The organism is Marinococcus sp. LNHM4E3-1, from assembly GCF_056034405.1.
This window is the reverse complement of record NZ_JBQLID010000003.1, coordinates 205,673-219,184: the sequence shown is the minus strand read 5'-3', so window position 1 is coordinate 219,184 and position 13,512 is coordinate 205,673. Positions and strand designations below refer to the sequence as shown.

At 49.2% G+C, this 13,512-nt stretch carries 12 protein-coding genes; 4 read left to right on the top strand and 8 right to left on the bottom strand.

What is annotated here, in order from left to right:
• Nucleotide 1 precedes the first annotated feature (1 nt).
• From speE to ACTRXI_RS04780, 5 genes are all read right to left on the bottom strand, one after another.
• Complete coding sequence (gene speE / locus ACTRXI_RS04800) at nt 2–841, bottom strand: polyamine aminopropyltransferase (RefSeq protein WP_474261323.1); 840 nt, start codon at nt 839–841, stop codon at nt 2–4.
• A gap of 61 nt (nt 842–902) precedes the next feature.
• The gene (locus ACTRXI_RS04795) at nt 903–1,451 is read right to left on the bottom strand and encodes a YwhD family protein (protein ID WP_474261322.1); all 549 of its coding nucleotides are present in this window, start codon (nt 1,449–1,451) and stop codon (nt 903–905) included.
• Nucleotides 1,452–1,502: 51 nt separating this feature from the next.
• Nucleotides 1,503–2,006 carry a YwgA family protein gene (locus ACTRXI_RS04790; protein WP_474261320.1) on the bottom strand — a complete coding sequence of 168 codons (504 nt, stop codon included), beginning with the start codon at nt 2,004–2,006 and terminating at the stop codon, nt 1,503–1,505.
• Nucleotides 2,007–2,075: 69 nt separating this feature from the next.
• Nucleotides 2,076–3,389 carry an HD domain-containing protein gene (locus ACTRXI_RS04785; protein ID WP_474261319.1) on the bottom strand — a complete coding sequence of 438 codons (1,314 nt, stop codon included), beginning with the start codon at nt 3,387–3,389 and terminating at the stop codon, nt 2,076–2,078.
• 151 nt (nt 3,390–3,540) lie between these two features.
• A complete protein-coding gene (locus ACTRXI_RS04780; protein ID WP_474261318.1) occupies nt 3,541–4,782 on the bottom strand; it encodes a dicarboxylate/amino acid:cation symporter in 1,242 nt (413 codons plus the stop codon).
• 238 nt (nt 4,783–5,020) lie between these two features.
• On the opposite strand from ACTRXI_RS04780, the gene ACTRXI_RS04775 reads away from it, so the two are divergent.
• From ACTRXI_RS04775 to ACTRXI_RS04765, 3 genes are all read left to right on the top strand, one after another.
• The gene (locus tag ACTRXI_RS04775; RefSeq protein ID WP_474261317.1) at nt 5,021–5,863 is read left to right on the top strand and encodes a lipoate--protein ligase family protein; all 843 of its coding nucleotides are present in this window, start codon (nt 5,021–5,023) and stop codon (nt 5,861–5,863) included.
• A 132-nt stretch (nt 5,864–5,995) separates the two neighbouring features.
• Nucleotides 5,996–7,342: a sugar porter family MFS transporter gene (locus tag ACTRXI_RS04770; protein WP_474261316.1), complete on the top strand. Its 1,347-nt coding sequence runs from the start codon at nt 5,996–5,998 to the stop codon at nt 7,340–7,342.
• Nucleotides 7,343–7,449: 107 nt separating this feature from the next.
• Entirely contained in the window at nt 7,450–8,316 is an 867-nt protein-coding gene (locus ACTRXI_RS04765; RefSeq protein WP_474261315.1) for an MBL fold metallo-hydrolase, read from the top strand.
• 43 nt (nt 8,317–8,359) lie between these two features.
• Here the strand turns inward: ACTRXI_RS04765 and pta are convergent, their stop codons facing one another.
• Nucleotides 8,360–9,364, bottom strand: a complete 1,005-nt coding sequence (gene pta, locus ACTRXI_RS04760) for a phosphate acetyltransferase (RefSeq protein ID WP_474261314.1) — start codon at nt 9,362–9,364, stop codon at nt 8,360–8,362.
• A 363-nt stretch (nt 9,365–9,727) separates the two neighbouring features.
• On the opposite strand from pta, the gene hemQ reads away from it, so the two are divergent.
• Entirely contained in the window at nt 9,728–10,477 is a 750-nt protein-coding gene (gene hemQ / locus ACTRXI_RS04755; protein WP_474261313.1) for a hydrogen peroxide-dependent heme synthase, read from the top strand.
• A 117-nt stretch (nt 10,478–10,594) separates the two neighbouring features.
• On the opposite strand, the gene ACTRXI_RS04750 is transcribed toward hemQ, so the two are convergent.
• Together ACTRXI_RS04750 and kynU are read right to left on the bottom strand one after the other, a co-directional pair.
• Nucleotides 10,595–12,199, bottom strand: a complete 1,605-nt coding sequence (locus ACTRXI_RS04750) for a glutamate synthase-related protein (RefSeq protein WP_474261312.1) — start codon at nt 12,197–12,199, stop codon at nt 10,595–10,597.
• A gap of 31 nt (nt 12,200–12,230) precedes the next feature.
• The gene (gene kynU / locus ACTRXI_RS04745) at nt 12,231–13,502 is read right to left on the bottom strand and encodes a kynureninase (RefSeq protein ID WP_474261311.1); all 1,272 of its coding nucleotides are present in this window, start codon (nt 13,500–13,502) and stop codon (nt 12,231–12,233) included.
• Nucleotides 13,503–13,512 lie beyond the last annotated feature (10 nt).

Below are 13,512 nucleotides of genomic sequence, written 5' to 3'. Positions count from 1 at the left end.
GTTATTTCCCCTCCCGTTCAAGGCCCCGCTGCACAAAAGCCGGAAGCACAAATGCAGCCTCGTGTATATCCGCCGTATAGTAATGCGTATCCAGTGCTGCTGTCCGGCTTCGGTGCGACTCTTTCGGCCTGTACTCCTTCGAACCGATAGTAAATGTCCACAGGCCGCTCGGATACGTCGGAATGTTTGCCGTATATACTTCGGTATGGGTAAATATTTCTTTTACGTCGTTGTATACTGTCTGAAGCAGGTCTGCGTGAAACCACGGGTTATCCGTCTGGGCGACAAAAATGCCATCCTTCTTTAGCGCCCGGTGAATACCTTCGTAAAAGCCTTTTTCAAACAGCTTCACCGCCGGGCCTACCGGCTCCGTGGAGTCCACCATAATCACATCATACGCTGCTTCACTTTCTGCGATATGCATAAATCCGTCGGCTACCTGCACATCGACCCGCGGATCATCAAGCGCCCCGGCAATGGAAGGCAGATATTTTTTTGAATACTTTACTACCTGGCCGTCAATTTCCACAAGCGTAGCTGCCTCCACCGAGGGGTGCTTCAGTACTTCCCGGATAACACCGCCGTCCCCGCCGCCGACAACAAGCACATGCTTCGGTTCTGGATGTGCTGCAAGCGGCACGTGGGCCATCATTTCATGATAGACGAACTCGTCCTTTTCCGTAGTCATCACCATACCATCAAGCAGCAGCATATTTCCGAACTCTGCCGTTTCCACCACGTCGAGCTGCTGGAAATCGGTCTGCTCGGAATGCAGTGTCTTCGTAATACGTGCGGTGATGCCGAAATGCTCCGTTTGTTTTTCTGTAAACCACGTTTCCATAGCGGTTCCTCCTCTTTTCACAGACAAAACGTGCGGGAAATATCCCCGCACGCCCCGTTTTTTATTGCTCCGCCGCTCCGCGGAAGGCTTCATACAGCTCTTCGGTCGAATTGTCCCACATGTCCCGGTTAAATGCTTTTAAATATTCCTGCAGAATGTAGCGGGAATGCTCATCCATGTGCGCAATGGCTATGCGCCCTTTAATTGCTTTATCCAGGTTGTTTACATGCTCCGGCATACTTTTGTATGCACGGCGGGCTTTTTTGTCCACAAGCATTTCGCAGGCACCAAGACCAGCGTAAAACGGGCCATTTTCTCCCTGCTCCGTCGACACCCATACGAGCCAGTACAGCTTGCCATCCGGCACGTTGCTTTTATCCGGGCCGAATTTCACCCTCTTTTCCGGTTCGGATCTGGCGTGCAGCGCGCCCATGTCAATAAATGCTGCGTCTTCCGCCGGGTCGATAAAGACGGGGGTCACATGGTCCAGACTAAGGGCACCGGCGTTAAAGCCGCCGTCCCCCTTAGTAGCGTCCCCGCTTAAAATATTGAACTGGCTGCCGCGTTTCTTTTCAGCGCCTTTATTATTATCTTTACTGAATTCACTCATTCGGAAAAGCTCCTCCTTTAATCGTTCCTTATTCTTATCGTACCTGTTTTCTTACTGATTCTGCAACGATTCGATATATTCCCAGCCTTCCTCGAATTCCTCCGGGCGGTAATTCTGGCTTTTTTTCAGCTCGGCTACCCGGTCTTCCACCGCTTCTTTGGAAAGATGGTCAAAATAGAGCATCGTGGAAACGAGCTCTAAAAACCGGGCGCTCTGGCTGTTCAGGCTCTGAAGGACAGGCTTTGCCCGCTCAGACGGCCAGTCAAGCGGAAACTTTTCCAGAAACGACGTGCCGTCTTCCGAAAGCTCATACCGGTACTGATAATAGCCGGATTTTGTTTCCTTGCATTCTGTAATAAGGCCAAGGCCGCACAGTTCCTCGAGACGGAGCGTCAACTCCTCTGAATAAGGTCCGTACATGCGGAACGTGTATTTTTCCTGAAATGGAAGGTTCAGCTTTTTTCCGATGTATACGATTTTCTGCAGTTTTTTTCGTCCAATAACTTCTTTTGTATCCTCAAGCAGGGCCATGATTTTGGCGTGGTCCGGTAACATAATACCGCTCCCCCTCCCTTTCTGCTGCTGTCTTTATGTATCTTCCGGCCTCACCGGAAGACGGCGGGATCACCGTTCTACTTTCCCTAATTTTAAATGAAGTATGTCCTTAATCTGCTGTTTCGTGTCTTCCTGCCCCGGCTCTTCGAGAATCTCCGATGGGTAGTATAATTTATGGTCGGTCCGCTTTTTACCCGATATCGCCTCTACTACATCCGATTCTCTCGATAATTCACGAAGACGGCGATCCGGCATCAAAAGATGAATAGGCACCCGGTCCTCTTCTTCGCCGGGCCGGTAAAAATCATACGGCAGATCTGACGAAGAATCGACGACCAGGTAATATGCAGGATCTATACCGAGATCTGCAAACAGCTGCTGCAGGCGAAGCCACTCATTCATCATAAAATGCTGGTCGAATTCCACATATTTAAACAGCCGTCTGTTCATGAAGCGCCGGCACAGATCCTGAAGTATCGCATCCTCTTCCTTCTGCCACATTAAAAAATAATACATAACAACCGACTCATCGAGGTCCAGGTAATCCTCGAGCGTAATGGCACCGCGAAAAAAGCTTTCAAAATGGTCCGGAGGGTATTTAAACGTGTAATCCTCGTTTTTAAGGTCTTTGACGCGCTGTAAAATCTTTGTCAGTATCACTTCCGCACTCCGCGTCACTGGATGAAAATACACCTGCCAGTACATCTGGTACCGGCTCATGATGTAGTCCTCGACCGCATGCATGCCGGTTGCCTTAATAACCACCTGGTCCTCTGTCGGCCTCATAACCCGGAGTATACGCTCCATATCAAAATGACCGTAGCTTACCCCGGTGTAAAAGGCATCCCTTTGCAGATAATCCATCCGGTCCGCATCAATCTGGCTGCTGATCATGCTGACAATCAATTTATTCGGATGGGTTTTTTCTATCACGTCTGCGACCTGTTGAGGAAAATCCCCGCCCATACGCCGGAGAACGGTATTCACTTCTGTATCACCTAAAATGATATGTCGCGTCCATTCTTCATGGTCTGTATTAAAAACCTTTTCAAACGAGTGGGAAAACGGGCCGTGGCCGATATCATGGAGAAGCGCCGCACTCAGGCAAAGCAGCCCTTCGTCCCCATTCCAGTGCGGCCGGCCTTCAAATACCTCGATAATCCTGCGCATGATTTCATACACGCCCAGGGAATGGTTAAAGCGGGTATGCTCCGCTCCGTGAAACGTCAGAAACGTCGTTCCAAGCTGGCGGACACGGCGCAGCCGTTGAAATTCTTTTGTCCCCACCAGATCCCATATGAGTTCATCGCTGATATGAATATAGCGGTGGACCGGATCCTTAAATACTTTTTCTTCTGGAAGCTTCTTATTCCCAACCGGCATGGTCATTGCGTTCCTTTCCGTCTCTGTTTCAGCGGGCCCGCTGATCGTATATTTCAATACTGTTATTATAGCAAGTTTCTTCCTCGCTTAGCAAAAAAAGCAGCCATAAAAAATACCGGCAGCATATGCCGCCGGTACCTATTTAAGATCATTACTTTCCAATATGCTCTATCTCTTCGCCCCGTTTTCGTTTTTCCGAACGGTCGATGACGAATGCACATGCTGCGTCGCCTGTCACGTTCAGGGAAGTCCGGAGCATATCCAGCAGACGGTCGATACCAATAATCAGGGCTATGCCCTCTACCGGTAGTCCGACCTGGGTCAGCACGAGCGAAAGCATGATCAGGCCGACGCCCGGAACACCGGCAGTCCCGATACTTGCCAGAGTCGCCGTCAGGATAATAACAATCACTTGAGTAAACGAAAGCTCAATGCTGTACGCCTGCGCAATAAATACCGCTGCCACGGACTGCATGATGCCCGTACCATCCATATTAATCGTTGAACCGAGCGGCTGTACGAAGCTCGATACCGGCTTACTTACCTTCAGTCGTTCCTGGGCCATTCTCATCGAAATCGGCAGCGTGCCGCTGGAGCTCGATAAACTAAAGGCCACGGCCATCGCCGGGAAGAATTCTTTAAAGAAGGTGAGCGGGTTGCCCTTGCCGAGTAGAGAGATCGCAAGGGTATACACAATACCCGCCTGCAGCACAAGAGCAAGAATAACTGCGAGAGCGTACATGAGAATGGACTGAAGGCCATCCAGTCCCGCTTCTCCAATAGCAGAAGCGATCAATGCAAACGCGCCGAACGGAGCTGTGTACATTACAATCGTAACCAAAAACATAAGGATATCATTCAGCTGTTCAAAGAATTTCGTTACCATCGATACTTTGCTTCCAAGCATGGCGAGAGAAATACCGATGAAGATACCAAAAGCAATAATTTGCAGCATATTGGCTTCTGCCATTGCCTGTACCGGGTTATCCGGGATAATTCCGAGCAGAGTTTCTGTAATGGAAGGAGCTTCCTCTGCGTCGTAGCTGGCGTTTTGAATATCAAAGTCCCCGCCGGCCCCCGGCTGAAGTACGTAAGCAACAATGACACCGATGGTCAGGGCAATCGCGGTCGTGGCGAGGTAAAACGCAATCGTCTTGCCGCCGATCCTCCCGAGATCTCTCGGGTTCAAAGCTGCCGCCCCGAGCGTAATCGAAACGAACACAATCGGTACTACGAGCATTGTGATTAAATTAAGGAAAATTTCGCCGACAGGATATAACAGGTATGTATCCAATGGATTGTAGACGCTGTCCGGTCCAAAGCTTAAAATGATCCCTGCGATCACACCCGCAACCAGCGCGATTAAAATCCAAATCGTCAATTTCTTGTTCATGTTAAGGTCCCCCTTTTCAAATATAAATATTATGAATTTTCTCTCTATGTTGTTTTCGGGCCCCTCCACTAAAAACTCTCTCAGGCAGATACCGTAATTATACTGTTCATTACTTTGTTTGGAAAGGAAAAATCCTGGTTTCTTCTATTATTTAGTAGCGTGTAATATCTCACATGGAAATAGCAGTGTTATAATAAGACCGGTCAAATTGAAAATGAATAGAATCGGGGTACATAAAATGGAAATGAAAGATATTTTTACGGATAAAAAATGGCGGTGGATCGATCATTCAGTAACTGGAATTAATATGGATCCATTGCAATCTTTTGCCTTTGATGATAATTTTTGTGTGAGTCTGGGAGAGGGTTCTTCCCCTTCTGTTATGCGTGCCTGGGTCCATGCCCCCACCGTTGTCCTTGGTATTCAGGACACGCGGCTGCCGGGTGCGGCCGGGGGACTTGAATATCTCCGGGAGCAGGGCTACGAAGTTATAGTACGCAACTCCGGCGGTCTTGCTGTCGTACTCGATGAGGGAATTTATAATCTGTCCCTCATTTTCAAAGAAGAACGCGGAACTTCTATTCATGCCGGATATGAATGGATGTGGGCATTTATGCAGGAAGTATTTGAAGACAGTCCAGGTTACATTGACGCCTATGAAATTGTCGGATCGTACTGTCCGGGATCTTACGATTTAAGCATCGACGGAAAAAAATTCGCAGGCATTTCACAGCGGCGGATCAGAGGCGGGGTAGCGGTGCAGATTTATTTAGCCGTCACCCGGAGCGGCGCTGCCCGCGCAGAAGTTTTGCGGGAATTCTACAAGCGTGCCGCTGACGACCAGACAAACACAAAGATCACCTGGCCGGCCGTTGTTCCCTCTGTGATGACTTCTCTCGAAGAACTGTACGGCACCGCTTTTTCCATTCAGGATATCAACCGGCGGATCCAGCAGACAGCAGAGCGCCTGGGCGCTTCTGTATATGATGATCAGCTTACAGAGGACGAGCAGTCCCGTTTTGCACATTTCTACGACCGGGTGCTTGCAAGAAACAAAAAAGCGACCCAGCCACGCTCATAGGAAAAACTTAAACAGCCAAAAACACGTATAGTTTGCGGCTGTTTTCTTATGAATTTATTGAATGGAAATGTTTGGGACCATCTCAAACGTGGAAGAATCCTGTCAGGACAAAAATTTAAAGGTGGGTATATAATGTCTAACGGCTTAAGCAAGGGCTGGATATACTTTTTTGGCGCCCTTGGCGGCTTATTGTACGGTTATGAAACCGGTGTTATATCCGGCGCTCTCATTTTCATTAATCAGGATATTCCTCTTTCGGACTTCCTGCAGGGTGTCGTCGTCAGCTCGCTGCTCGCAGGGGCCATTGTCGGTGCCGGCCTGAGCGGCTATGTATCGGATAAGTTCGGACGAAGACGGGTCGTATTTGTAATTGCTCTCGTCTACTTAATCGGCTCCCTGGTTCTTGCATTTTCTCCAAACGCAGGTGTACTTATTACTGGCCGTATTATTCTCGGTCTTGCAGTCGGCGGTTCTACGGCGCTTGTGCCAGTGTACTTATCGGAAATGGCTCCAACAAGTCAGCGCGGCGCTCTCTCGTCTTTAAACCAGCTGATGATTACTCTCGGTATTTTACTTGCCTACATCGTCAACTACGCCTTCACTCCAATCGAAGGATGGCGTTGGATGGTCGGGCTCGCAGCCGTACCGGCGATTCTGCTTATGATCGGCGTAATCTTTATGCCGGAGAGCCCGCGTTGGCTGATCAAACGCAACCGTGAACAGGAAGCCCGGAACATAATGGGCTTAACGCGCGATCAGTCAGAAATCGAAGATGAAATGAAACAGATGAAGGAAATTGAACACATTGAAGAAGGGACCGGCGATCTCCTGAAGGCAAAATGGCTGCGCCCAATGTTAGTGGTCGGCTGTCTGCTAGCTGCCTTTCAGCAGTTGATTGGTATTAACTCCGTTATTTATTATGCGCCGACGATCTTCACGGAAGCAGGACTCGGCAATGCCGCTTCAATTCTTGGTACAGTCGGTATCGGTACGGTAAACGTGCTGATGACCCTGGTCGCAATAGCAACGATCGATAAGCTTGGCCGGAAAAAGCTTCTTTTAATCGGTAACGTTGGGATGGTGGCCAGTCTCGCGTCGCTTTCAATTATTTTGTTCAGCGTCGAACTCACCACAACTATTGCCTGGCTGATCGTGGTCTTCCTTGGCGTATTTATTATGTTTTTCTCCGCCACCTGGGGACCGGTCGTCTGGGTTATGCTGCCGGAGCTTTTCCCAATGAAAGCACGTGGTGCAGCTACTGGCATTACAACGCTCGTACTGTCTCTGGCAAACTTAATTGTTTCCTTAACGTTCCCTATTCTATTAGGCGCTATAGGCATCAATTGGGTTTTCGTTATCTTCGCCTTCATGGGCGTTCTTGCTTTCTTATTCGTACTGCGGTTTATTCCAGAAACTAAAGGACGCAGTCTCGAGGATATCGAAAAAGACCTTCGCGGGGGATTATCCTCCAAATCATAATAGCTTTTTAGACGGGCGCTTACAGGAGCGTCCGTCTTTTTCCGGTTTTAATTATCCGGGACACGGAAATACGTATCATACATGCTTATTTCTGAAGGAGGAAAACAATGAGCGAAGAAACGAATGAAGAGCTGTATAATCCAATGGCGGACAAGTATCTGCCGATGACCTCGGTGAAAAGCGGCAAAGAGCATACGGTAGCCCGGGGCGTACACGCTTATACAAATAAAATCGTTAATCTCTGTACTATCGAGCAGCATGATAACAACAACAACTGGGTGCTGGTTGATACCGGCATGCCTAAATCCTCGGATAAAGTTATTCAGGCGGTCGAGGATTTATACGGCACAAACAATAAACCAAACGCCATCATACTCACGCACGGTCATTTTGATCATGTGGGTACAGTAGTGGAGCTCGTAAAAAAATGGAACGTTCCCGTTTACGCCCATCCGGAGGAGATGCCTTATCTGACCGGAAAGAAAGCCTATCCACAGGCGGACAGCTCTGTAGACCGCGGACTCGTGGCTAAGATGTCGCCGCGGTTTCCAACCGAGCCCGTCAATCTGGGAGACTTCGTACAACCGCTTCCGTCCGACGGCTCTGTCCCTGAGTTGAGCGAGTGGAAATGGATGCACACACCGGGACACACGCCGGGGCACATCTCGCTGTTTCGTGAAGACGACCGTACCCTCATCGCCGGTGATGCTTTTGTTACCGTAAAACAGGAGTCCCTCTCCCGTGTTACAACGCAAAAGCTCGAAATCCACGGCCCTCCGAAGTATTTAACAATGGACTGGGTCGCAGCTAAAAGCTCCGTTGAAAAACTAAACAAACTCGAGCCAGCCGCTGCAATCACAGGCCACGGCATGCCTATCCGTGGCAACGCGCTGCAGGACGGGCTGCAAAAGCTCGCAGACAACTTTGATACCATAGCCGTACCGGAGACGCAGACGCACGATACGCGGCAGTAGTAAAAAGGCCTTTCGGAGTTTTTCTCCGAAAGGCCTTTTTCATTTATGATTTTTTATTGGCCACTGCTTCGCGTTCGGTAATGGCCTGCTTGGCCGTAATAAGTGAAAGCTTATACACATCGTCTATGCTGCACCCTCTCGATAGGTCATTCACCGGCTTGTTCAGGCCCTGAAGAATCGGGCCGATAGCATCATAGCCGCCGAGACGCTGGGCGATCTTATAGCCAAGGTTGCCGGACTCGAGACTTGGGAAAATAAATATATTTGCCTCGCCGCGAAGCGGGGAATCCGGTGCTTTCTTTTGAGCCACCGCCGGCACAAACGCAGCATCAAACTGGAATTCCCCGTCAATGACAAGATCCGGCCGGGTCTCCTGGGCGGTTTTTGTCGCTTCGGACACCTTCTGCGTTTCCATGGAAGCGGCCGAGCCTTTGGTAGAGAAGCTGAGCATCGCTACTTTTGGATCGATATCGAATGATTTTGCCGTTTCCGCGGTGGAAATCGCAATTTCCGCCAGCTCTTCAGCACTTGGAGATATATTAATGGCACAATCCGCGAACACGAATTTGTGGTCCTCTTTCACCATAATAAATACGCCGGACGTTTTTTGAATACCCGGTTTTGTTTTAATAATTTGAAGCGCCGGACGCACGGTGTCACCGGTAGAGTGAGCTGCCCCGCTGACGAGTCCGTCTGCAAAATCCATATATACAAGCATTGTACCGAAATAATTGACGTCCTTCAGCTTTTCTTTTGCTGTCCGCTCTGTCTCTTTCCCCTTTCGGCGGGAGACAAATGCAGCTACAAGCTCGTCCATTTTTTCATACGTTTCCGGGTTGAAGACAGTAACGTTCTCAAGGGAGACGCCTAAATTCTGTGCCCTGGCCTCTATCTCCTGCTCGTCTCCAATAAGAATAGGGGTAAGCACATTTTCTTCCCCGAGACGTGAAGCTGCCTGGACGACGCGGTCATCGTCCCCTTCCGGCAGTACGATGGAAGGATGTTCTTTTTTCACCTGATCATAGATGGATGCGAAAAGATCGCTCAACAAAATTCCTCCTCAAAATATTGTAAACAAGTGTATATGGTGTTGGTTTCATTGTAGTAGTTCTTCAGATAATTAGCGAAGCTCCTGCGGAGAAGCATTCGTTTATTCATTATGAAAATACCTGCACAGTTTTCATACATTAGCATACTCCTTCTGTCAGAAAAAATAAACCGGGACGAATAAATTCAATGATTTGTAAATTTTCACACTTTTGTCCCCCCTCTTAATTCCTGATACAGACGGGATGGCCATTTTCAACTGCAATTATGCACGTGTTACAAATTGCTCAATCATATTCGTTTTGGACGCTTTCGTACTGTGGTATAGTGGGCAACGGAAGGTTTAGATGAAGGAGGAATCATGATGAGCGAAGCTTCTCAAACACTGGACGGCTGGTATTGCCTGCATGACTTCCGCCACTTTAACTGGCATGCATGGAAGCAGGTGCCAAGCGAAGAGCGCGACCAGATGGTTAACGAATTCCATCGTATGATTGAAGGATTTCAGCAGGTGGAAGAGGCTGAACAAGGCAGCCATGCTTTATACACGATTGTCGGTCAAAAAGCCGATTTTGTTATCATGGTGCTCCGTGAGACCATGAAAGAGATTCACGATATTGAGCTCGCTTTCAATAAATCCGGGCTGGCAGCTTACACGACCCCTGCCTACTCATACGTTTCCATCGTAGAGCTCGGAAACTATATGCCTCCGGAAGACGGGAGCGATCCTCTCGATAACCCATGGATCCGTGGCCGTATTTACCCTATCCTGCCGAAATGGGAGCATTTCTGCTTCTATCCGATGGACAAAAAGCGGGAGGGCGAAGACAACTGGTATTCGCTTCCGATCGATAAACGCCGCGAATTAATGAAAGCACATGGCATGACCGGCCGGCAGTACGCCGGAAAAGTAAAACAGATTATTACCGGATCCACCGGCCTTGATGACTGGGAATGGGGAGTCACTTTATTTGCCCATGACGCCCTCCAGTTTAAAAAACTCGTGTACGAAATGCGTTTTGACGAAGTCTCTGCCCGCTACGGCGATTTTGGAGCCTTTTATGTCGGAAACATTCTCGAGCCCGAAAAAATCCAGGCATATTTTTCTGTATAATAGAACGAACCGCCAAAGTGAGCATACACTTTGGCGGTTTTTTATCTTTGAGCCTCCTGCAGAACCCGTATATTTCCCGGGAAATGTTTTCGCTCTCCGTGGCGGATTAAAATCTTCTCAAGCTTTGCTTTCAGTTCTTTCCATTTTTCTTTCTACAATGTCTTCGACGGAATACGTCCGGCCATCCATATCTTTATAAATAAGATTATTCCGGTTAAATTCCGTCGGCGAATGGAGGCCTGCCGCCACTGCTAAATTATGCATCCCTTCCCGCATCGAAATTATAAAATTAGTGACGCGGTAGGATTTTTCTTCAATATCAAGAGCCTCCTGCCGCTTCGGATCAGTCGTGGCCACCCCGACCGGGCACTCGTTGGTGTGGCAAACCTGGGCCATGATACAGCCGACGCTCACCATGAATCCTCTCGCCACATGGATCAAATCTGCGCCCAGGGCCAGTGCAGTGACCGCCTTATTCGGCGTTAAAAGCTTCCCGGAGGCAATGATGGTGATTTTGTCTCTAATTCCTGCTTCAAGCAGTGCTTCTTCAAGCATCGGCAGCGCTGAAAAAAGCGGGAGGGCTACACTGTCCGCCATTTCTTTGTAGGAAGCTCCCGTGCCGCCCTCGCTGCCGTCCAGCGTAATGAAGTCGGGAAGAACCTCTGAAGTCTTCAGCTCTTCTGCCAACTTAGAAGCGTGCTGTCTTGAGCCAAGCGTAATTTTAATGCCGACGGGTTTTTCGCTCAGCTGTCGCAGTTCTTCAAGAAAAGACATAAGCTTTTCGGTTGTTTCAATATCTTTAAACCGATTCGGGCTGTCTATCGTTTTCCATGGCTCCACGTTCCGCACAGCGGCAATTTTTTCGGTAACCTTAGCCCCGTCAACGTGTCCGCCCCGCTGCTTTGCTCCCTGAGCCAGCTTTATCTCTACAGCCTTCACCTGCTCATAAGCTGCCTGTTCCTGAAACAGCTGCCGATTAAAGCTGCCGGCACGGTCTCTTGCACCGAACAATCCCGGGCCGATCTGCCACATGATGTCCGCTCCGCCCTTAAGATGATAGTCTGACAGCCCGCCTTCCCCGGTGTTCATCCAGGAGCCGGAAGCCCGGGCGTTTCCTATGGACAATGCTTCGATCGCCCGGTCTCCGAGCGACCCGTAGCTCATGCCTGACTGGCCGATGAGCCCCTTAACACGGAAGGGATGCTTGACCCCGCTATGTTTTCCAAGCGTCAGAATGTCCTGCTCATCCAGCAGAAACGGATCGAACGATTCCTCCACCCGGTGCTCCTGTCTCGTAAACAGCCGTTCGTTGTCAATTTCATATACTTTGGACGGGACTGCTTCCGCCCCCCGGTCCCGGCGTACATCCTCTTCAAGCGTAGGATACATATCGTTTACGATATAATAGCCATTCGTATTAAAGTCCTCTTTCGACCCGTAACCAAGCATGCGTGTTTTATATTTACCAGCCTTTACCGTAGAAATGAACTGCTCTCTTGAAAATGGTTTTCCTTCAAGATCGTTGTTAAATAAATACTGGCGAAACTCCGGCCCTGTTTTTTCAATTAAATAACGCATTCTCCCGAGAACCGGGAAATTTTTTAAAATAGCGTGCTGCCTCTGCCGGCGGTCCTTAACGTACATCCAAAGCACCAGGCCTGCCGGCACTAAAACGATAAAAGCAATTAACAGACCCAAAAGAATAATAATAGCTGTTTCCATCTCCAAACGCCCTCCTTTCCTTTCACCTTTTTCAGGCGATCGTTCCACGTTCATTTGAAAACTGCAGGTATTCTTCATTATCTATGATTTTTTTCAGCGTCTCTACTGTCCTCCGGACTTCTTCATACGTATTGTACAACGCTACCGGCGCAATCCGGATGTAGGACGGTGCCCGGAAATCAGGCACGATGCCCTCAGCTTTCAATGCCTTGCAGATGCCGGCAGCGTATTCATGTTTAAAAAGCACATGTCCGCCTCTCAAAGCGGGGTCCCGCGGGCTTATCACCTTCAGGCCGCTGCCAATACCGGAATCAACCAGATCAATCATATAGCCGGTTAACCCCAGGGACTTTTCCCGAATTCGTTCGATTCCTGCTTCCCCGAACATTTCCAGAGACCCGATCAATGGAGCCATGCTCAGCACATGCGGGGTCCCGATTTCGTAGGCTCCGGCCGATTCTTCCGGCTCGAGGGTATGCTTCATATCAAACTGGACAGCTTTTTTTGAACTGAACCAGCCCGCAAGCCCCGGCGATCCCCCAAAATGCTTTTCATGGACGTACAGTCCTGCAACAGCTCCCGGTCCTCCGTTCAAATGCTTATAATTGCACCAAACGGCAAAATCGACGCCCCATGCGTGAAGCTCGTGCGGTACTGACCCGACCGAATGACAAAGATCGAGGCCGACCATAATGCCTCGGGCATGGGCTTCTTTAGTTAACCGCCCCATATCGAGCACCTGGCCGCTCCGGTACAATACGCCCGGAAGAAACAATAGAGCGGTATCGTCATTCATCCTATCAATAATATCATCTTCATCAAGCATCCCGTCCCGGCTCGGCGCCTGAACCAGCGCTTCTTTACCCAGACCGCGCAAATGAAGCTGGCTTTTTAATGCGTAAATATCGGTAGGAAAAGCCGCATCATCTGCGAGTATTTTGTATCGTTCAGCAGTAGGCTGATAAAAGGTAGCAAGCATCTGATGAATATTTACGGTCGTCGAACCGGTAACAATCACCTCTGTCTCTTTTGCGCCGAGCAGCGGAGCCGAAGTCTGGGCCAGTTTTTCCGACAGGTAATACCAGGGATGGCTTCCGTTTGCCCATCCATCAATACCCAGATTCTTCCACATATCCATAATTTCCTGTACGCTTTTTTCTGCCCTCTCCGACAGCAGTCCGAGCGAGTTTCCATCCAAATAAATCGTCTCACCCATATAGAATTCCCGGCGGTATTTCCGGAGTACATCATCGTCATCCAGTTTTTTCGCATAAGCCTTTGTATGTAAGCTTTCTATATCCATAGGATCCCTT

Excerpts from the sequence above, each read along its gene's own strand:
- speE (WP_474261323.1), bottom strand. The coding sequence starts at position 841 with ATGGAAACGTGGTTTACAGAAAAACAAACGGAGCATTTCGGCATCACC.
- ACTRXI_RS04795 (WP_474261322.1), bottom strand. The coding sequence starts at position 1,451 with ATGAGTGAATTCAGTAAAGATAATAATAAAGGCGCTGAAAAGAAACGC.
- ACTRXI_RS04790 (WP_474261320.1), bottom strand. The coding sequence starts at position 2,006 with ATGTTACCGGACCACGCCAAAATCATGGCCCTGCTTGAGGATACAAAA.
- ACTRXI_RS04785 (WP_474261319.1), bottom strand. The coding sequence starts at position 3,389 with ATGCCGGTTGGGAATAAGAAGCTTCCAGAAGAAAAAGTATTTAAGGAT.
- ACTRXI_RS04780 (WP_474261318.1), bottom strand. The coding sequence starts at position 4,782 with ATGAACAAGAAATTGACGATTTGGATTTTAATCGCGCTGGTTGCGGGT.
- ACTRXI_RS04775 (WP_474261317.1), top strand. The coding sequence starts at position 5,021 with ATGGAAATGAAAGATATTTTTACGGATAAAAAATGGCGGTGGATCGAT.
- ACTRXI_RS04770 (WP_474261316.1), top strand. The coding sequence starts at position 5,996 with ATGTCTAACGGCTTAAGCAAGGGCTGGATATACTTTTTTGGCGCCCTT.
- ACTRXI_RS04765 (WP_474261315.1), top strand. The coding sequence starts at position 7,450 with ATGAGCGAAGAAACGAATGAAGAGCTGTATAATCCAATGGCGGACAAG.
- hemQ (WP_474261313.1), top strand. The coding sequence starts at position 9,728 with ATGAGCGAAGCTTCTCAAACACTGGACGGCTGGTATTGCCTGCATGAC.
- ACTRXI_RS04750 (WP_474261312.1), bottom strand. The coding sequence starts at position 12,199 with ATGGAAACAGCTATTATTATTCTTTTGGGTCTGTTAATTGCTTTTATC.
- kynU (WP_474261311.1), bottom strand. The coding sequence starts at position 13,502 with ATGGATATAGAAAGCTTACATACAAAGGCTTATGCGAAAAAACTGGAT.